The 19,675-nt window shown below is 60.0% G+C and carries 16 protein-coding genes; 5 read left to right on the forward strand and 11 right to left on the reverse strand.

The window, feature by feature from the left end; translation table 11 throughout:
- Positions 1 to 340: 340 nt before the first annotated feature.
- The 4 genes from ACWKV9_RS07435 to ACWKV9_RS07450 are packed head-to-tail and all read right to left on the reverse strand — an operon-like array spanning position 341 to position 5,276.
- Positions 341 to 1,366 (reverse strand): ABC transporter substrate-binding protein, encoded by a 1,026-nt coding sequence (locus ACWKV9_RS07435; protein ID WP_483835447.1) that lies wholly within the window; start codon positions 1,364 to 1,366, stop codon positions 341 to 343.
- Positions 1,367 to 1,375: 9 nt separating this feature from the next.
- Entirely contained in the window at positions 1,376 to 3,487 is a 2,112-nt protein-coding gene (locus ACWKV9_RS07440) for a TonB-dependent receptor (RefSeq protein ID WP_483835448.1), read from the reverse strand.
- A gap of 11 nt (positions 3,488 to 3,498) precedes the next feature.
- Positions 3,499 to 4,263 (reverse strand): ABC transporter ATP-binding protein, encoded by a 765-nt coding sequence (locus tag ACWKV9_RS07445; protein ID WP_483835449.1) that lies wholly within the window; start codon positions 4,261 to 4,263, stop codon positions 3,499 to 3,501.
- Positions 4,260 to 5,276: a FecCD family ABC transporter permease gene (locus tag ACWKV9_RS07450; RefSeq protein WP_483835450.1), complete on the reverse strand. Its 1,017-nt coding sequence runs from the start codon at positions 5,274 to 5,276 to the stop codon at positions 4,260 to 4,262. The genes ACWKV9_RS07445 and ACWKV9_RS07450 overlap by 4 nt, the downstream gene beginning before the upstream one ends.
- Positions 5,277 to 5,853: 577 nt before the next feature.
- Between ACWKV9_RS07450 and ACWKV9_RS07455 the strand changes: the two genes are divergently transcribed.
- Positions 5,854 to 6,462 carry an SCO family protein gene (locus ACWKV9_RS07455; RefSeq protein WP_483835451.1) on the forward strand — a complete coding sequence of 203 codons (609 nt, stop codon included), beginning with the start codon at positions 5,854 to 5,856 and terminating at the stop codon, positions 6,460 to 6,462.
- A complete protein-coding gene (locus ACWKV9_RS07460) occupies positions 6,462 to 6,941 on the forward strand; it encodes a copper chaperone PCu(A)C (RefSeq protein WP_483835452.1) in 480 nt (159 codons plus the stop codon). Before ACWKV9_RS07455 ends, ACWKV9_RS07460 begins: the two co-directional genes overlap by 1 nt.
- 328 nt (positions 6,942 to 7,269) lie before the next feature.
- Here the strand turns inward: ACWKV9_RS07460 and ACWKV9_RS07465 are convergent, their stop codons facing one another.
- The 4 genes from ACWKV9_RS07465 to ACWKV9_RS07480 all read right to left on the reverse strand — a co-directional run bounded on the left by ACWKV9_RS07465 (position 7,270) and on the right by ACWKV9_RS07480 (position 11,270).
- On the reverse strand, positions 7,270 to 7,815 hold the full coding sequence (locus ACWKV9_RS07465) for a GNAT family N-acetyltransferase (protein WP_483835453.1): 546 nt from the start codon (positions 7,813 to 7,815) through the stop codon (positions 7,270 to 7,272).
- Between the two features lie 51 nt (positions 7,816 to 7,866).
- Complete coding sequence (gene cysS / locus ACWKV9_RS07470) at positions 7,867 to 9,228, reverse strand: cysteine--tRNA ligase (RefSeq protein ID WP_483835454.1); 1,362 nt, start codon at positions 9,226 to 9,228, stop codon at positions 7,867 to 7,869.
- 203 nt (positions 9,229 to 9,431) lie between these two features.
- A complete protein-coding gene (locus ACWKV9_RS07475; RefSeq protein WP_483835455.1) occupies positions 9,432 to 9,797 on the reverse strand; it encodes a response regulator in 366 nt (121 codons plus the stop codon).
- 63 nt (positions 9,798 to 9,860) lie between these two features.
- On the reverse strand, positions 9,861 to 11,270 hold the full coding sequence (locus tag ACWKV9_RS07480) for an ATPase domain-containing protein (RefSeq protein WP_483835704.1): 1,410 nt from the start codon (positions 11,268 to 11,270) through the stop codon (positions 9,861 to 9,863).
- Positions 11,271 to 11,584: 314 nt separating this feature from the next.
- Here ACWKV9_RS07480 and ACWKV9_RS07485 point away from each other — a divergent pair, with 314 nt between their 5' ends.
- The 3 genes from ACWKV9_RS07485 to ACWKV9_RS07495 all read left to right on the forward strand — a co-directional run bounded on the left by ACWKV9_RS07485 (position 11,585) and on the right by ACWKV9_RS07495 (position 14,845).
- Positions 11,585 to 13,015 carry an iron-containing redox enzyme family protein gene (locus tag ACWKV9_RS07485; protein WP_483835456.1) on the forward strand — a complete coding sequence of 477 codons (1,431 nt, stop codon included), beginning with the start codon at positions 11,585 to 11,587 and terminating at the stop codon, positions 13,013 to 13,015.
- A complete protein-coding gene (locus tag ACWKV9_RS07490) occupies positions 13,012 to 13,995 on the forward strand; it encodes a methyltransferase (RefSeq protein ID WP_483835457.1) in 984 nt (327 codons plus the stop codon). The genes ACWKV9_RS07485 and ACWKV9_RS07490 overlap by 4 nt, the downstream gene beginning before the upstream one ends.
- A gap of 313 nt (positions 13,996 to 14,308) precedes the next feature.
- Entirely contained in the window at positions 14,309 to 14,845 is a 537-nt protein-coding gene (locus ACWKV9_RS07495; protein WP_483835458.1) for a S1 family serine peptidase, read from the forward strand.
- Between the two features lie 11 nt (positions 14,846 to 14,856).
- On the opposite strand, the gene ACWKV9_RS07500 is transcribed toward ACWKV9_RS07495, so the two are convergent.
- The 3 genes from ACWKV9_RS07500 to ACWKV9_RS07510 are packed head-to-tail and all read right to left on the reverse strand — an operon-like array spanning position 14,857 to position 19,648.
- Positions 14,857 to 16,035 (reverse strand): HlyD family type I secretion periplasmic adaptor subunit, encoded by a 1,179-nt coding sequence (locus ACWKV9_RS07500; RefSeq protein ID WP_483835705.1) that lies wholly within the window; start codon positions 16,033 to 16,035, stop codon positions 14,857 to 14,859.
- Positions 16,036 to 16,064: 29 nt separating this feature from the next.
- Complete coding sequence (locus ACWKV9_RS07505; protein ID WP_483835459.1) at positions 16,065 to 18,224, reverse strand: type I secretion system permease/ATPase; 2,160 nt, start codon at positions 18,222 to 18,224, stop codon at positions 16,065 to 16,067.
- On the reverse strand, positions 18,221 to 19,648 hold the full coding sequence (locus ACWKV9_RS07510; RefSeq protein ID WP_483835460.1) for a TolC family outer membrane protein: 1,428 nt from the start codon (positions 19,646 to 19,648) through the stop codon (positions 18,221 to 18,223). Before ACWKV9_RS07510 ends, ACWKV9_RS07505 begins: the two co-directional genes overlap by 4 nt.
- Between the last annotated feature and the right edge of the window lie 27 nt (positions 19,649 to 19,675).

The following is a 19,675-nucleotide window of genomic DNA, read 5'->3' on the forward strand; positions in this document are numbered from 1 at the left end:
TAGGAGCGAACTTGTTCGCGAGGCGTCGTGTCTGACACACCGCGTTGCCTAGCTCGCCAACAAGTTGGCTCCTACAGGATTTGCGTTGTTCATTAACCTGTCGGCCTTTGGCACGAACTCGGACCTGTAGGAGCGAACTTGTTCGCGAGGCGTCCTGCCTGACACACCGCGTTGCCTGGCTCGCCAACAAGTTGGCTCCTACAGGGTTTGCGTTGTTCGTTAACCTGTCGGCCTTCGGCATGAACTCAGACCTGTAGGAGCGAACTTGTTCGCGAGGCGTCGTGTCTGACACACCGCGTTGCCTAGCTCGCCAACAAGTTGGCTCCTACAGCGCGCGGTGCTACTTAACGGGCGGCAGGCCCTGGAGGATGAGTCGGGCATCGGCCTTGCTCAACGGGTAATCGAAAAACCGCTGATAGAACTCCACCGTTTTGGCGACCATATCCACATCCCCAAAAAGCTCAGGATGCAGCTGTTGCGCGGCCCATTGAATTTGCAACGCGACCTCGGTGCCGTAGCGATCCCACGGGAACACCCCGGCCGGATTATGCAGCACATGCCCGGATTGCACGGCCTTGAGCTGCGCCAGCAACGGCGCTTGGGCAGCCTGACTCAAATCACCCGCACCCGCCGCCAATATCACCACGTCAGGCTGCCAGGCCAGCAATTGTTCGGCGGAGACCACTTGCATATTGCCTTGAAGCCCCGTCGCAGCATTACGCCCGCCAGCGATGGTGATCCATTCGTCAATCAGCGTGTGGCTGCCATCGACCTTCAGCGGATTGACCGAAGCAATGTGCAGCACCCGCGGTCGTTGCTCGGTGGTCAACCCGACGACTTTGCTCTGTACGCTGGCAAGCTGTGTTTTCAGATACTGGTTGTAGGCCTCGGCACGCGCAGTCGGCTGCGCGCCGCCCAGTGCTTGAGCTGTCGCGAGCATCGAACGTTGCAGACCGGCCAAATCCGTGTAGCCCATGCGCATGACCGGCAGGCCCACTTGCTGATACGCCAGCGCCTGTCGATCCCCGGTGGAGGTAAACACCAGATCCACGCCGTCGGCCAGCAGCTCCTCGACATTGAATGCCGTGCCCTCGACGCTGATCGCCTGATTCAGGCTCGGCAGCACCTTGAACATCCACGGCTGACTGCGTGCATGGTTGACCGTCGCGACGATGCGCGGCCCCGCACCCAAGGTCATCAGCAGCACGTGGTGGGCATACCAGGCGTCGGCGATGCGCATCGGGTCACCGGGTACAGCGATCGATTGACCGCTGTCATCCACCACGCGCCGAGCGCTGTCGTCGTCAGCGCTTGCGGCCAGGCTGATGACTAACAGACAACCCGTCAGCCAGTGTTTCAGACCCATAACCACCACTTACAAGTCCACCTGAATCGACGCCTGCAGCATGCGCGGCGCGGCGACCGATGCGCTGGCATGTCCTGCGCCGGTGTAGCCGTTCAAGCCGCCGGGGACGATGTTGGTCCAGTAATGCTCGTTGCCAACGTTGGTCATTTCCAGACGATAAACCGTGTCCCGCTTCATCAGACGCGTGCTGTAACTGGTGCCGATGTCGAAGGTCTCGTAGCTGCCGACCCAGTGATCGTTGCTGTCATCAGTGGGGCGCGGGCCGACATAGCGGGCGTTGAGGTTAACGGCCAGGCCGGGCACCTGATCGATGCGGTATTCAGTCAAGAGGCTTGCGGTCACCCGCGACAGGCCGACGATGCGCGTGTCTTCAGTGCTGGCGTTGCCAGTGGACAGCAGCTTGGGGTCGAGCCAGGTGATGCCGCCGTACATTTTCAGGTTTTGCGTGACGTTGCCGTCCGCCAGGAACTCCAGGCCACGGTTACGCTGATCGCCAGCGATGGCATACACATTGTCGGCCTGGGTGTAGGCGAAGGGCCGCTTGATCTGGAACGCAGCCAGCGACAGATTCACTCCGCTGACTACCCACTTGCTGCCCAGCTCCCACATGCGGCTGCGGTAGGGCGCAAGGATGCTGCCGACGTTGCTGCTGCCCGCTGCGGCGCTGTCGCCTTGTTGCAGGCTGTCGGCATAGGTGAGGTAAAAAGTCAGGTCGTCGACCGGCTTGTATAACAGGCTGCTGGCGGTGCTGATCCCGGAATCTTTCGAGGAAGTGTGCACGCCGGCCAGGGTGTAGTTGTCAGCGGTCAAACGGCTCTGGCTACCACCGAGCATGACGCTCCACTGCGGAGTGAACGTCAGCGTATCGCCGAAGATGAACGAGCGCTGTTTGGCGTTGGCCGAGTGATAGCGATCGGTGAAGTCCGGGTAATTCGGTTCAGTGAAGTTGGCCGGATTGCTCAGCGACGCGCTGCCCAAGGTCTGGGTGCCGCCCGCCACAGGGTTGTAGTTGTCCCAGTCGAAACCGGTCAGGCCGAAGGTCAGCTCGTGCTGGATCGGGCCGGTGTACACCTTGCCGTTCAGGTTGGCCAGGTAGCTGTTGATGGTGAAGCGGCTGGCCGTGGCGCTGGACACCGAGGTGCGATAAGCGCCGCTGTTGTCGATCAGGGTGTTGGTCACGCCGGTAGATTCGCGGTCAGCGATCTGCCTCAAGGCGCCGACGTCGAGTTTCCAGTTGCCGTCGAAGTCGTGCTTGAAGTGCGCGCTGGCGGTGTCGGTGGTGTTGTTGTCCCCGGCGAAATTCTGTCCCAGGTTGCTGCGCGTCGCATCGGGCGCGTTGGGCAGCGTGACGCCAGAGGCCACGGCGAACTTGCCTGGCAGGCCCTTGGCGAGATAGTTGTAGTGACTGAAATTGGTCTCGATGACGCTGTCGTCGCTGATCTGGAGATCCGTCGCCAGGCTCACCAGTTGCCGCCGAAGTGTGCTGCCGGGCGCGTAGCTGTGGCCTTGCTCGTCGGCGACGTTGAGGCGGTATTTGATCCTGCCTTCGGGGTCGAAGGGGCCGCTCAGATCAGCCGCTTTCAACCAGCTCAAGCCGGTGCCGACGCTTGCCGTCACACGGTTGCGGGTGAAGTCGGTCGGGCGCTTGGACAGCAGATTGAAGGTGCCCGCCGGGTTCGCCGGACCGTACAACGAACCGGACAGCCCGCTCAGCACCTCCACGCCGCCCAGTTGTTCGGCCGGGTAGTCGGTGGTCGACACCACATTGAGCCCGTCAAGCCGGCTGTTCTGCACCACGCTGCCCTGCAAGCCGCGGGTTTGCGGGCGGGCACCGTCGGCCTGCACCGAGGGCAGATAACGGATGATGTCCTTGAAACTTTTGAGCTGCTGGCTGTCGATCAGATCACGGGGCACCACGCTGATGGAGTAGGGCGTGTCCTGCAGACGCCGCTGACCCATGGGGCCTACGGTGGCGGATTTGTCCCGTGCCTGTTGCGCGATTGAATCGTCGGGGCTGACATCGATCGGCGCCAGTTGCAATTCTTCGGCGTGGGCCAGTTGTACCGAAACGCCTAGCAACAGCGGCGCAAAAACAAGGTGGGGCGGGAGTGCACGTCTCATCGAAAGAAGGCTCAGCAAGGGATAAAAAATCGGTGTCCGTCGGCATCGATCTGCCGCACGGTAACGTCGTAAAGACGCTGCATCAGGTCGCTGTCGATGACGGCGCGCGGCTCGCCATCGGCAATCAAACGGCCTTCATGCAGGACCAGCACGCGGTTGGCGCAAGCAAGCGCCTGCTCGGGTCGATGGCTGCTCGACAACACGCTCAGGCCTTGATCGGCGAGGCGTTGCAGCAGGTCCAGCAAGCGCAACTGGTGGCCGTAATCGAGGCCCGTCACTGGCTCGTCGAGAATAACCAGCCGTGCCTTTTGCACCAGAGCGCGGGCGATCAGCACCAACTGACATTCCCCGCCGGACAGTTCGGTGTAAGTCCGCGATTGCAGGTGTTCGATGCCCAGTTCGGTAAGCGCCTGCGTCACCGCCTGTTCATCGGCAACGCCCGGCGCACGCCCAAGACCTGTGATCGGCAATCGGCCCTGAGCGACGATCTGCGCGACGCTGAACGGGAAACTCGGCACATGAGTTTGTGGCACGTAGGCCAGTTGTCGGGCGATGGCGCGACGGCTCAGCTTTGGAAGCGGTTGGTCGTCAAGCAGCACCTGTCCGGTTGCCGGTTTGAGCAGGCCGAGCAACAGGCGCAGGAGAGTGCTTTTGCCCGCGCCGTTGGCCCCCAGCAGGGCGATGTTGTCGCCGGGATGAATGCTCAGTGAGATGTCGTCGAGGATCAGTCGCTGGCCAATTCGAAAGCTCAAATGGTCCGCTCGTAGCAGCGTCATAGCCAGCCCTTGCGCACGCGGTGCAGCACCAGCACGAATGCAATCGCGCCGAACAGTTCGGTGATAATGCCCAGCGGAATTTCCCCGGCCGAGACGCTGCGCGCCACACCGTCGGCTGCCAGCAGAAACACTCCGCCCAGACACGCACTCACCGGCAGCAAGCGCACGTTGCTCGGCCCGACCAGCAACCGCGCCAGATGCGGCACCAGCAGACCGATCCACCCGACCATGCCAGCCAGGCTCACGGTCAAAGCGCAGATCAGCGTCGCCAGAATGATCACTGCGTAGCGGATTTTCTGTACCGGCATCCCAAGGCTGTAGGCCTCGTCATCGCTCAGGGACAGCGCGTCGATGGCACGCCCGCCAAGGCACAGCAGCACGATTGAAAGCGCCAATATCGGGGCAATCCACAGCAGTGTGTGTTGATCCACCGCACTGAGACTGCCCAGCAGCCAGTAGACGATGCTCGGCAGTTGATCGACCGGATCGGCGATGTATTGGGTCATCGATAGCAACGAGGTGAACAGTGCGTTGGCGACGATGCCGCCGAGTACCAGCAGCAGGATTGAGGAGGTTTGAAACATGTGCGCGATGCCGACGCCCACGGCCACGGCGATCAGCCCGGTGACGCAGGCCAGAAGCGCAATCGGCAACGCCTGCCAGTGCCAGATGATCCCCAGCGCTGCGCCGAATGCACAGCCACTGAGCACCCCCAGCAAACCCGGTGACACCAGCGGATTGCGAAACACCGCCTGATATGCCGCGCCGGAAACCGACAAACCAGCGCCCACCAACACGGCGGCGATCACACGGGGCAGGCGAGCGTCGATGATCAGGCTGTGCAGCAATTGGGCGCGGCCAGGGGGCAAACCGCCCAGGCCCAACGGCCGGATGACGAATTCAGAGAACTCGGCCAGTGAAATCGAATATCGGCCTGCCAGCAGCGCAAGCAACATTGCGGCACACAGCAGACACAGGCTGAGCCAGAAGGAGAAACGGGAAGAAGGGTGCATCGAACGCTCAATGTAACGGTATGTAAAAAAGTATATAGCGCTGGCGTTCTGGGTACTACGTGCAATCACCGCCTGGTAGAAATCTTCATCCAATTAACAAGGTCGACGCTGCATTTTGTAGGAGCTGACGAACAACGCGAGGCTCCGGGGTCGCGCTCGACCGATGCAATGTGTCTGACAAACCGCGATCGCAGCCTCGCGGTGCTCGTCAGCTCCTACAGGGAATGGGGCGAGGCGGGCGAATTGGTGTGTCGGGGACGACGGCTCGCTGTAGGAGCCAACTTGTTGGCGAGGCGGCTATGTGGGTGTGTCAGAGGTCTCGGCTCGCGAACAAGTTCGCTCCTACAGGGGGGCGTGCCTTCCAGAAGGCAGCCCAGGATCGACGCCGATGGCGGGGAGTTGCTGTTGAAGAGCGAGGTATCAAAGCCCTGATGACACAAGCTCTCGCACGGCCTGTGCCATTTTGTCGCACGGCACAAGTCGGCTGTGACATACCTTCGGCCGCTCTGAATGTTAAATTCTGCGCCCGCTCAACTTGCGTGGCGCCGCCTGTGGCCTGCGCGTGAGGAAGGTAAACATGAATGGATTACTGACCCGTCGCCGGGTACTCACCGGCATGAGTCTGCTGAGCATGGGTCTGCTCGCGGGCTGCGACGGTTCCACCAGCGCCTTGTCGTTCAAGTACGGCAAGGACCTGAGCAACAAGATCCTGGGCCGCACGTTCAAGCTCAAAGATGTGAATGGCGATGTGAAGCTGCTGTCCAGTTACCGTGGCTTGATGCCGATGATTTTTTTCGGCTTCACCCAATGCCCGGCTGTTTGCCCCACGGCATTGGCCAGGGCTGCGCAGGCGAAAAAACTCATGGGCCCGGATGGCGACACCCTGCAGGTGATATTCATCACGCTGGACCCAGAGCGCGACACGCCGAAGATGATCGACGCCTACGTCAAACAGTTCGACCCAAGCTTTGTGGCGTTGTCCGGCACTTTGGAAGAAACCGCCGAAACCGCGAAGGAATTCGGGGTGTTCTACGAGAAAGTCCCGCTGGGCGATACCTACACCATGTCCCACTCGGCCACCAGTTTCGTCTTCGATTCCCGGGGTAATCTGCGCCTCGGTCTGTCGCCGTCCCTTTCGGCCAAACAGTGCGCAGAAGACCTGCTCACTGTCATGGAGGTGTGCTGATGAGCACTCGGTTTTTTGCGGTAATTGGCCAGTCGTCTTTATTGGCGCTGCTCTTGGGTTTCAGTCTGAACGCTTCTGCTGAGACGACCGTTGATGACGCCTGGGTGCGCGCCACGGTAGCGCAACAAGCATCGACCGGCGCATTTATGCGCATCACGTCGACCACCGACAGCAAGCTGGTAGGGGTTCAGTCGCCAGTGGCCAAGATCGTGCAGATTCACCAGTCGAGCATGGTCAACGACGTCATGAGCATGAATGAAGTCCCCCAGGTTCCGCTGCCAGCGGGCAAGCCGGTGCAGATCGAGCCTGAAGGCTACCACATCATGTTGATCAACCTTGTGGGGCAGGTGAAGGAGGGCGATCAGGTGCCGCTCACCCTGACGGTTGAAAACGCTGACGGCGAGAAAGAGACGATCCAGGTAAACGCCACAGCCCGGGCGTTAAATGCTCCAGAGCATGGCGGCATGCACATGCATTGATCCAGGTGCCGGATCGCGAGCAAGCTGCGCTCCTACGGCCTCCGGCCAGAATCAAAAGCGATTTATGCCGCGACGCCATTTCGCTTCTGCCCGAAGGGCGTAGGAGTCCGGCTTGCCGACGATGGGCTGCGAAGCGGCCCCAGACCTCGCACCTCGTTTCTCCCTGACACACCGCATTCGCAGGTTTTACAGCCGCTGCGCGGTCGAGCGCGACCCCGGCAGATCGCGGACAGGTCCGCTTCCACTGATGTGTGCCTGACGTCTGGAACTCGATCGTTCCGATGCGCAGTCGCAACGATCAACTAAGGATTTGAGTAAAGCGCTGCCCTTAAACGTTCTTCAACCACTGCTCTCGGCTCAATTCCCATATTTCTTTGCCCAGGTCGCCACTGACGAACTGGCCTTCACTGACCGACACCAACCTCATGCCTTCGCGCTCCGACACCCGTCGTGAGGCTTGGTTGCCGATCGCTTTGGGGACCTGCATCACCGGGCGGTCCAGGGTTTCAAACCAATAACGGTTGACCACCGTGCAGGCCTCGCTCATATAGCCGAAGCCTTGCCACTGAGGTGCCAACCAGAAGCCACGGTTGTTGCCGGGTTGGTCGTATAGGGAAATGCTTCCGATCGCCTGCTCGGGTTCATCCGCCCGCCGAATCATCCAGTGCCACTCTTCGCCGCGCTCGATGGCAGGCAACGCTACATCTCGCACATAACACAGTGCGCCGTCGGCGGGGTAAGGCCAGGGCACTCGACTGTCCAGAAACCGCACCACCTCCCAATGAGCAAATAGCTGCTGAATGAGCGGCGCGTCAGCTAGTTGCAAGGGCGTCAGCGTCAATCGCGGGGTGTTGAATGTCGGTGTGCTGTCCATGGCGGTCCTTGGGTAATGGCTAAAAGAATGACAGCTATAAATAAGCGCCGGCTATAACGCCGAACTGCCTTTGTCGTTGACCTCCCACCCCAGAGCGGTCAGTTGATCACGCAACGCATCCGCCAGTGCCCATTGCTGCTCGCGACGGGCGATCAGACGCTGCTCAATCAGCGCCGCGATCGGGGCAGGCGTCTCATCTGCCGGAACGATCCACTGATCCAGTCCCAACCCCAGCGTTTGATCGAAGGCGTGCAACGTCGCTCGCCGATCGGCCGGGGGCAAGTCACTCTTGATCAATTCCCAAACCACGGCCAATGCCCGCGGAGTATTCAGGTCCTGATTCACCTCATCCATGAACCGTTTAGCAAAGCCCGCATCGACGTTGCCGCCCTCTGGCCATGAGACGAAGTGTCTGCGCAGCTTGCCCAGTGCGACGACCGCGCCTGCCAGACCCTCATCGGTAAACCGAAGCGTGCTGCGGTAATGCGTGGTCAGGCACAAATACCGGTAAGCCAGTGGGTCGATCTCTCGCTTGATCAGCGATTGCAGACGCAGAAAATCACCGTCGGACTTCGACATTTTCCCGTGTTCCAGGGTCAGAAACGCCCCATGCAGCCAGAAGTTGGCCGGACGAGTACCGTGGCAGGCTTCGCCCTGCGCTATTTCATTGCTGTGATGCACGCTGACGTGGTCTTCGCCGCCGCAGTGAATATCGAACCAAGGACCCAGGTATTTGGCAGACATGGCCGAGCACTCGATGTGCCAACCAGGGAACCCGATGCCCCACGGGCTGGGCCATTCCATCTGTCGCTTGCTGCCTTCGGGGCTGAATTTCCATAAAGCAAAATCGGTGGGCTGGCGTTTGTCTCCAACCGCCACACGCGTTCCGGCCCGCAGGCCGCTGGCGACGAGTCGTGCCAGATAGCCGTAGTTGTCCTGTCGCTGGGTGTCGAAGTAAATCCCGTCATTGGTGCGATAGGTGAAGCCCTTATCTTGAAGAGTTCGAATGAAGTCGATTTGCTCCTCAATGTGCTCAGTGGCGCGGCACCAGAGCGTTGGTTCAAGCAAGTTGAGATCGCGGCAGTCCTGCTTGAAGGCCGCAGTGAAACGTTCGGCGATAGCCCAGGCAGACTCACCGCTGCGGCGGCTGCCTTTCTCCATTTTGTCCTCGCCGTCGTCAGCGTCGGAGGTCAGGTGGCCGACGTCAGTGATGTTCACCACATGCCGCACGCTGTAGCCGTGGGCCTGCAGCGTGCGGCGCAGCAGGTCCTCGAAAATGAACGTGCGCAGGTTGCCGATGTGCGCGAAGTCGTACACGGTCGGCCCGCAGCAGTAGAGGCCCACGTGTCCGGGTGTCAGCGATTGGAACGCACGCAACGTTCGAGTCCATGTGTCGTAAAGCGCCAGGCTCATCGGTCAACTCCTTGTGGTGCGCGATCTTTGTTCAAACAATGGACAAAAAAAATGGCCACCGGGGTAAGCGGGTGGCCATTGGTATGCGTGCTCGATCAGTCACACGTACGCCATGGCCGCGTGAGACAGTCATTGGAGAAGACGGTGATGTTCGGAATAATATTCATGCTCTGCACGCTAACCTCGCTAAAGCCCGGCGTCAATCAACCAGCGGCAGCAACCGTCTGTTTGACTGCCGCCACCACTTCATCGATGTCGAAAGGTTTTTCGAAGACGTTGAAAAACAGATCCGGTCTCGCTCTGCCGAGGTGGGCCTGGGCGCCGCTCATCAACATCATCGGAGTCGCCTCCATACCGCCTCTTTTTCGGACGGCCTCGGCGAGCTCGATCCCGTTCATGCCGGGCATCATGTAGTCGGTGATGATCAATTCCGGACGCTCACGATCCAAGATGTCCAGCGCCTTCTGGCCGCTACCGGCCTTGACCGTCAGATAACCTTCGTCTTCCAGCGCGTAGCTCAAAATGTCTGCGATCAGGTATTCGTCGTCGATTATCAGAACGGTCGTCATATAGCACTCATCCGGCCCGATGCCGCATGAGTTCGAAAACGTGATACCGACCGTTGCACGGGTTCAGTCGCCAATTGCATGCTGGGAAACCTTTTTGACGTCTATACCTTGATTGCCGATGACAACCTCTAGCAGGGAAGGGTCATAAGCGCTGTCTCTTATCTTAAGTATGGACAACAGCCTTTTAAGTTCAGCAGCATGCTGATCAAATCTGATTAACAGCAGGTTATCGACGATTCCCGACAAATCCGGCGCCGGTGCGTCGATTTGTGAGCCCAGCAAGCTTTGCACTTCCCACGATGCCATGACCGTTACCCCACGCCCGCGCAGCTCGCCCGTCAAGGCGGTGAACAGGTCGAGCACCCGGCCTTTGTCGGCGGCAACCCGGCTCATCCCGCCGAGGCTGTCGAGAAATACACGCTTGATGTTCTTCTCTTCAACAATGCGCAGCAGGTCGAACGCCAGTCGGTCGATCAACCCGGCGGTGGTCGGGTTCCAGACAATCGTCAGTGCGCCTGATGCTTCCATGGCGCGGAAGTCGCAACCCAGCGCTGATGCTTTAATGCGCAGGCGCTGGGGCGTTTCATAAAAACCGAAGTGCAGGCCGGGCGCTTGGGGCGTGGACTCGCCAAGAAACTGAATGCCGAACGAGGTCTTGCCTGAGCCCGAAGGTCCAGCGACCAAAGTCACCGACGACTCAATCAGGCCGCCGCCGACCACTTTGTCCAGGGAAGGAATTCCGCTGGGCTGGTACGCAAGGGCTTCGTTGTCCAGCGTCGCGGGTTTCAACACGCTTTCAAGGCGGGGATAAACGGTGATGCCTTGATCGGTGATTTCGAACTCATGGACCCCAGACACCGCGCCGCTGCCACGGGTCTTGCGCAGCTTGATACGGCGAACGGTGCGCGGCCCGATGGATTCTTCACCCAGCTCGATCACGCCGTCGACCATGGTGTGCTCGGGACTGCCGTCATCCAGTTGCGAGCTGGTGAGAAACAGTACGGTGCAGCCGGCGAAGGCAGCATGACCCTGCAGCTCGGAGATGAATTTTTTGGTGTCGATCGGCGATTCAGCCTTGGAGCGAGCGTTGAGCAAGCCATCGACGATCATGACGGTGGACTTCTGCCGGGTGATTTCGCGCCGCAGCAGCTTGACCACGTCTTCCAGTCCGTCGTTCTCCAGCGTGTCGAACGCGCTGACGAACTGAATGTCGGCGCCGATCCGTGTTTTGTCGAAGAAACTCAAGGTCGACAGAAACTCGAAGAGGCGTTCATGGGGTTCGGCCAGCAGCGTGGCAAACAGGACTCGACCACCATTGCCCACATGGTTGAACCCAAGCTGGTTTGCAAGGATGGTTTTGCCCGAGCCCGGACGACCTTGAATGATGTAAGAAGCGCCGGCAATCAGGCCGCCCTTCAACAGCGTATCAAGCCCTTCAATGCCACTCTGAAGGCGTTTTAGCTGATTCAAAATTAAACCCTCTGCTGGTGTTAATCAGCCTGTTGAAGCGTGCAAGTTGTCCCGCACTTTTGCGTGTGCGCCATTCTTCCCCGTTTGGCCCTGATTTCCAAGCACTTGAAGCTTAAATCCCTTGCAGCTGCGCCGGAACAATCCATATGAATTCACTATTTCGCCGAAGCCCTTCCTACGAGCGTCCTTTGTGCCGCTGATCCGGGAATTTTCAAACTGCGATGAATCTTGTTCAGGTGGCGTACTCATTCCTATAAGAGCGACAGAGCACTGTTGCCAGAATTGCCTCTTGCACGTTTGATACTGCCAGGACCTCTATGACTTCTCTTCAGCCCATGACAGGCGCGCCTCTCAGCCGACCGAACCTTGCCGGCCAGGGTCAGGTGAAAGCCATTTACGACGCCTTGATGCAGCCCGATGCCGACATTGAGCGCGCAGGGGCAATTGCTTTTCTAAACCAGCAATTGACTCAATCCCAGCACGTAGCGTGCGATATGCCTGACGGGCCTGAGCATTTGGAAGCCTGGATTGCCGACGGTGTCGCCGGTGTTGCCGAGCAATATGCCGCTTATCTGGCGTCGCGCCATGCGGGCGAGCCTCGACGGTTTTTCTCCAGCAAAAGCCATGCGATGTACTTCATTCAGCACGTCGCGCCGACCAAACTGGTGGACGGTGCCTGGCTGTTCGGGCTGCTGGAGCATTGGGCCGATTACCGTTTTCATGGACTGGTGCGTACCTACCTGGAAGAGTTGGGTGACGGCGACCCCGCGCTCAATCATGTGTCGCTGTACCGCAAATTGCTCGCCGACCTCGATTGCGAACCCGGCGACAGCCTGGACGACGACTTGTACCTGCAAGGGGCGATTCAGCTAAGCCTGGGCCTTAACAGTGGGCAGTTTTTGCCGGAAGTCATTGGCTATAACCTGGGTTACGAGCAACTGCCGCTGCACCTTCTGATTACTTCGTTCGAACTCAACGAACTGGGGATCGACCCGTATTACTTCACCTTGCACGTGACCATCGATAACGCGAGCACCGGCCATGCGCGCAAGGCTGCGCAAAGTGTGATGGCGCTGTTGCCAATGGGCCCCGAGCGCGACGATTTCTATCGACGGATCGGTCAGGGCTATCGGCTGAACGAGCTGGGGCTGGGCACCAAGGCGGTGATTGAGTCCTTTGAGCTGGAGCAGGAAGTGATCGGGATGCTGGAGCGCAAGCGCACCTTTGGCCAGCACATGCATTCCGATTACTGCCGCCTTGATGGCAAGACGGTTAACCAATGGCTGGCTGAGCCTGCGCAGATACCGGCGTTTCTGGACGTTCTGCAAAATCGCGGCTGGATCAAGCGTCATCAAGACCCCGCTGACAGTCGCTTCTGGCAATTGATCGAGGGCGCGGGCGCGCCGATGTTTGGGGTTTTCAGTGGTTACGAGAAACAGCTGCTGTGTGATTGGATCAGCGGTGACTGGCAGCCTGCGCAAAGTGAGCGGGCTGCCAAAGCCAATGCGTTCAGATCGCGATTCCGTAAAACCGCGACGGCGCACCTGCCTGCGCACACGCATTTGGATACCAGTGACCCAGACGTGCAAGCGTTGACCCGCCAATTGAACGAAGCCGAACCGGGATCAATCATGGCGCTGCTGATCGAGCATGTTTCACCGGCGCGGCATGCGACCCCGGCCGGGTTACAGGCAACGAGGTTGTTCGTGCAGCACATGGCCGATCGCACCAAGGGGCAGCACGCATGAGCGACGACGTGATAGCACACGATGAGCAAACGCCAGTGGCGCATCAGTCTCTTGAACATGAGGCGCTGCTGACGCTGGGCCAGACATTGGGTGATGGCGGCTATCGATTCATCACCCCCACGCCGTTGACCCATCAGCGGGTCAACGAACGTGAGAGCAACCAAAGCGCGCAAACGCTGGGAGCGATCTTCGGCTGGAACCGTCCATTCGCATCAGGCGTGTTGCCCCCCGAACTGGAAACCAGCCTGCTGGGCAGCGGCATCATCGAACGTCAGGGCGATCGGTTCATCAGTTGCGTGAGGTGGTCGACGCTCAACCACCTTTTGCTTCTGCATTCAGCGTTCCCCACCACGCAGGAGGATTCGGTTTTTTTCGGCCCCGACACTTATCGCTTCGCTCAGTCCATCGAACGACAGATCGACGCGGCTCGACAGCCTATCCGCCGCGCAGTGGACATCGGCTGCGGCTCCGGCGCGGGTGCGCTGGTAATCGCCAGGGCCTGTCCCGAGGCTGAGGTGTTGGCCGTGGACATCAATCCCAAAGCGCTGGCGTTTACTCAGGTCAATGCGCAGCTGGCAGGTTTGGCCAGAGTTCATGCACTGCACAGCAACATTCTCTCGGGCGTGGACGGCAGTTTTGACCTCATCGTCGCCAATCCGCCTTACATGAAGGATTCAAAACAGCGCGCTTATCGCCACGGCGGCGATGCCTTGGGTGCCGATCTATCGGTGCGAATCGTGCGCGAATCGATTGACCGTTTGTCGGATGGCGGCGTGCTGGTTTTGTACACCGGTGTTGCCATCGTCGAAGGCCGTGATCCGTTCATCGCAAACGTACAGGATTGCCTTGAAACACAAGGGTTCCGGTGGTGCTACAACGAACTGGACCCCGACGTTTTTGGTGAAGAATTGCTCGAGCCGGGGTACGAAAGGGTGGAGCGGATCGCTGCTGTCGAACTTGTGGTCACCCGCATCGGCTAATGCTCTGGGCCGCACCTCAGCGGATTGGGGATAGCATAAATCTCTCCAGCTATGCCGTAAGTGTTTGAATTCAAAGGATTGGATCCAATGCATACAGTCCGACGAGTGACCGTAGTGGCACATTGCTTTTAGGGTGGCGCAATGACATATTTGCCTCCCCTAAATTTACTTTGTGAACAAAATGTTATCGTTCAAGCCACTTCTGGTAGCCTGCGTGCTGCTCAGCGGTTGCAATGGAATGCCCACCGCTTTTATCCAGGATCCCGTTTACGACCAAGCCTTTGTAGTTCATTCCGGAGGACCGCTGCCCCTGATGCTGATGGGAAGCGCCGTCCAGTGGAATGAGGAATACGCGGTCACCGTCAAACACATTCCTTATCTGAACGGGTCGGTCTACCAAGGCAGGGGCGATATCCAGTTCTTCAAACACAGCGCGCCGTCTGCGCCTCGCTGGCGTGAGTTCCGGGCTGGCGAGCAGCTGACCGCAGTGGGTTTCAATCCGTTGTATTTCCCGGTCAAGGGTACGGGCAAAGCGTTGCCTGCCCTGGTGCGCCTTGATGCCAAAGATGGCGGCGTGCTGTACGGCACCCACGACGGCCCAACGGCCAAAGGTATGTCGGGCGGCCCTGTGTTTGCCGAAGACGGCGACGCTGTTGGCATCAACGTCGCGTACCTGACCCAGGGCGACCTTCGCGAGCTTGACCGCGCTGATCTGGTCGACAAGCCACGAGTCAGCATTTTCATGCCGTACAACGAAATCAATAAAGAGTGGCGCCGTTTTCAAAATGTACTGCAGGCAGAAGCGCTGCAGCGACAGATCAAAAACGGTGGCGCCGTCACGACTCGTTGAGTTCAGGCTGATCATCGCTCGCGCAAGGCCTCCTTGGCCCGGTTCAGTGGTTTGATCAGATAATCCAGAATGGTCTTCTCTCCGGTACGGATGTCCACCGTGGCAATCATGCCGGGGACGATGGCGAAGGTTTTGCCCGCCTTGTTGCGCAGGACATCCGCCTTAGTGCGGATGTACACCCGGTAGTAGAAAACCTCTGGCTTTGCTTCGTCCTGAATGGTGTCTGGCGAGATGGTCACGACCTTGCCGTCCAGACTGCCGTAGATGGAATAGTCGTAGGCTGTGATCTTGACCTTGGCTTCCTGGTCGGGGTGGATAAAGGCGATGTCACGGGGCGCAATGCGAGTTTCGATCAGCAATTGCTCATCCAGCGGCACGATCTGCATCAACTGGCCATTGGGCGGCACCACGCCGCCGATGGTCGTCACTTTGATGTCCTTGACGATGCCGCGCACCGGCGAGCGCAGGGTCAGGCGCGACAGCGAATCGGCCCGCCCGCGTACCACCTCTGACAGTGTGTCGGCTTCGGCACTGGCTTTGGCCAGATCTTCGCGGGCCCGCACCATGTAGTCCGACCGCGCCTCGGTGGCTTTGAGTTCAAGCTCCGAGCGCTGGCGATTGAGACGGATCACCTCGACCCGGCTGGAGGCGCCAATCTTCGCCAGGTTTTCGGTGATCTCCAGTTCGCTGCGCACCAGTTTCAGCGAGTCCTGGATGCCCGCGAGCGTGGATTCCAGACCGCGACGTCGAGTGTTGTACAGCTCGGTTTCAGCGCGGGTCAATTCGGGCCACGCCGCCAGCGACGGTGGAAACTTCAACGGCTGGCCGCTGGACTCGGCTTGCAGGCGGGCGACGCTGGCCACCATGGCGCGGTATTTGACTTCGCTTTCCCCGACGTTGGACTGGCTCCTGACTGGATCAAGCTGTGCCAATATCTGGCCGCGCTCAACCAGCGTGCCTTCGGACACGTTCATCTGGGTGACGATCCCGCCTTCCAGCGACTGAATGACCTGCTCCCGTGAGCTGGGCACCACCTTGCCGGTGCCGGTGGACACTTCCACTACCTGAAACCACGCCGACCAGCCCAGAAAGCAGGCAAGCATCAGCGCACAGACCCAGACCACGCGGGTCGAGCCGCGCACGTCAGCTTCGTCGGAGCCATCCAGATAAGAAGCAGGTGCTGCCGGCATACGAATCGCAACAGCATCAGACGCAGCGTTCATGGCCGAGCTCCATTGGGTTGTCTGAGACGGGCCAGCGCCGCGTCACGTTTGTCGTCGATCACGATCCGGCCAGCGTCCACGACAATGATGCGGTCCACTCGCTGCAACACACTGACCCGGTGGGTGGCGATGACCAATGTGCGGCCTTCGCTCCACAGTTCCAGATCGTCCAGCAACTTGCGTTCGGTGACGTCGTCAAGCGATGCAGTCGGCTCGTCCAGCAGCAAGACTTGCGGCTGGCGCAGCAACAGCCGCGACATCAAGAGACTTTGCCGCTGGCCGCCGGAAAGCCCTTGGCCGCCTTCGAGGATCAGATGATCAAGGCCCTTGGGCAGTTGGCGGATGAAGTCGAGCGCGCCGCTGATTGCCAACACCGACACCAGTTCCTGATCGCTGGCCTGGCCTGCGCCCAGAGTCAGGTTGTCGCGCAGGGTGCCGTGGAACAGACGTGCATGTTGCTGCAGCAGGCCGACGTCGCGGCGCAGGTCGGCCGGGTCGATGTGTGCCATGGCGATGCCGTCGAGGGTGAAATGACCGGTGGCCAGATCCATCGCGCCCGCCAGTCCTTGCAGCAGCGTGGACTTGCCCGCGCCGTTGCGGCCGAGGAGGGCGATGCGCTCGCCGGGGCGTATTTTCAGCTCGCTGATTTCCAGGACTGGGGACGTTTCTTCGGCGTAGCGAATGCTGACATTTCTCAGGTGATAGTCGCCGCGAATCGCCGGCATGTGCACGCGCTTGCTGCCTTCGGGATGATCCACCGGCAGTTGCATCAGACGGTTCAAACCCTGCAGCGCGACCTTGGCCTGTTGCCAGCGAGTCAGCACATGGGTCAGCTGCGCCATGGGCGCCATCATCCGCGAGGCCAGCATGGAAGCGGCGACCAGACTACCGGTGGTCAGGTCTCCTGCGATCACCATCGGCGCGCCAAACACAATGACCACGGCGAACACGCCGCTCTGCACATTCTGGGTCCAGGCCACCAGGCCATTGGTCAGCGTGCGCAGTTGCAAGCCGCTGTCCGCAGTGGCGGCGTTGTAGTGATTCCACTGCTCCTGAAAACGCTGCTCCGCCTGCAGGCATTTGATGTCGTCCAGACCTTGCACGCTCTCCACCAGCATGGCATTGCGCAGGGCGGATTCGCGCATGTTGGCGTTGGCCAGCCGTGCCAGTTTGCGCTGATACATAAAGCCCGGTACCACCATCAGCACCAGTGCCACCAGCGGGATCGCCACCAGCGGTCCGCCGATCAGATAAAAGATCAGCAGGAATAACAAAAAGAACGGAAAGTCCGCCAATGCCGTGGCGGTGCTCGAGGTGATCAGGTCGCGGATCTGCTCCAGTTCGCGCAGTTGCGCAATGAACGAGCCAGTGGATTTGGGACGTGCTGAGTTGCGCAGTCGCAGCGCATGGCCGTAAACCAGATCAGACACGCGCAAGTCCGCGCGCTTGCCCAGCAGGTCAGTGATGCGCAGACGCATGATGCGCATCACGAAGTCGAAGATCACCGCCAGCATCACGCCGCTGAACAACACATACAACGTGGGCAGGGATTCGGCGGGGATTACCCGGTCATAGACCTGCATGGAAAACAGCACGCCGGCCATGCCCAGCAAATTGGCGACCAGCGACGCAATCATCACATGGCCGTAGGGACGCAGATCACGCAGCACGATGCGCCGAAACCAGTGCTCGTCAAACGGCTGCACGTAGTCATCGGTGCGCACATCGCTGAGCGGTCGCGCCGGACGCAGGATCACCGTGCGGCTTAGTTGTTCGCCCAGCGCCTGCAACGGCATGCGGTTTTGCAGGCCTTGATCGCCGCTCAGGACGATACCCACCTGTTCATCGTCGACGCTTTGCACCACGCCGACCTGGCCGTCGTGAAGCTCGACCACCAACGGCATGCGCCAGCGATTGAGATCTTTGGGCAACTTGCCAGCGAACTTGATCGTCAGCCCGGCCTGTCGGGCCATTTGCCGCACCACGTCGTCAAGTTTGCGGTCATGGCGCAGGGAAGCGATGCGCACGGTTTCTTCAGAGACGTTGATCCGGTAATGCCGTGCCACCAACAGGATCGCTTCCATCCATTGATCGTAATCAGGCGCCGCGGGGCCAGGCTCCGGCGGAGCGGTAGTAATCATGACGGCGTCGTTCATGGCAGTATCCTCACACCCTGCACCGTCCTGTCATCGAGCCGGAACGCTCGACGCAGGCCGCCGCTGTTGTATAGGCAATCGATTTGCAGGCGACGCATGTCGGCCACCGTGTTGGCCAGATCAAAGCGCGACTGGTGGATTTCCTGCTCGGCATTGAGCAAGTCCAGCAGCGGGCGCGTGCCCAGGTCCAGGTATTGCCTGCCGTACAGAGAGCGGGCTTCGCTGATGCTGGTCTGGCGCTGCTCCAGTGCGCCGAGACGACGTGACAGGCCGGCCGTTTGCGCCTGGGCTTCGGCCAGACCTTGAGTGGCTTCCAGGCGCGCCGTGTCCTCGGCCGAATCGGCGGCCGTCAGCGCATAACCGGCAGCGCGGCTGCGGGCACTGATCGCGCCGCCCTGATAGATCGGCACTTCGACGTTGAGGTAGATCCCGGCCTGGGTCCTGTCGGCGTAGGGGTTGTTCTGGTTGTAGTTGTTGTCAAGGTAGTGGTTGATAGAGGGTTCGAGTGACACCGTTGGATACGCCTGGGACTTGGCGACGGCAAGTTCCGCCTGTGCCTCGTTGCGCTGGGCGAGGGCGGCCAGCACAGCGGGCAGGGCATCGATCGATGAGTCTGGGTATTCGCAGGCCTTGGCTGCTGCGATGGGAAAGCCGTCGGAGACCTCGGCGCTGGTGGTGCGCCCCATCAGGTTGTTGAGGGTCGCCTGCCAGCGTGCGTATTGCGCTTTGAATTGCTGCAGCGTCGCGATCCCGCCTTCGGACCGCGATTGCGCCTGCACCACATCCGATCGGGTGCTGGCGCCCATGTCGCTGCGTTGCTGGGCCAGCAGGACGATGTCGCCAATGCCTTTGATTTGCGCTCTGGCGATTTCCAGCAGATTTCGGTAACGCTGCACCTCAATGTAGGCGTAGGCAGTGTCGCGGGCGACCTGGTCGATGGACACTAGAATCTGCGCCTGACTGCGCGCGACCCTGGCTTTTGCGGCTTCGACGGCGTTCGATACTTTGCCGAAGTCATACAGCATCTGCTTGAGTGAAATGCTCAACGACTGACTGTCACCTTCAACGCTGTTACCACTGCTGTAACCGGAGCGCACGCCGCCACTGATCTGCGGGTAGTAACCGGCTTCGGCCACATTGATACCTTCGGCCTGCTGATACAGCGCGCCGACCGATTGGCCGATACTGGGGTGCCAATCGACGGCCTGCTGAATGGCTTCGTCCATGGGCAGGGTTTGCGCACTGACAGTGGCCGGTGCGGTGGGCATCTTGCCGTTACGGGCAGGAGCGCCGTTTCGGGTGGGGCGGTGTTCCTGTAGTTGGCTGGGGCTCAGGTTCCGGAGTGCGGGGGCGATATGCTCATCGGCACTCGTTGCATTACGACTGGCGAGCAGCACGCCCATCGCCAATATGGCAATGGGCATGTGCCGGATAACACAGGCTGACTTCAC

The organism is Pseudomonas corni (assembly GCF_057128765.1).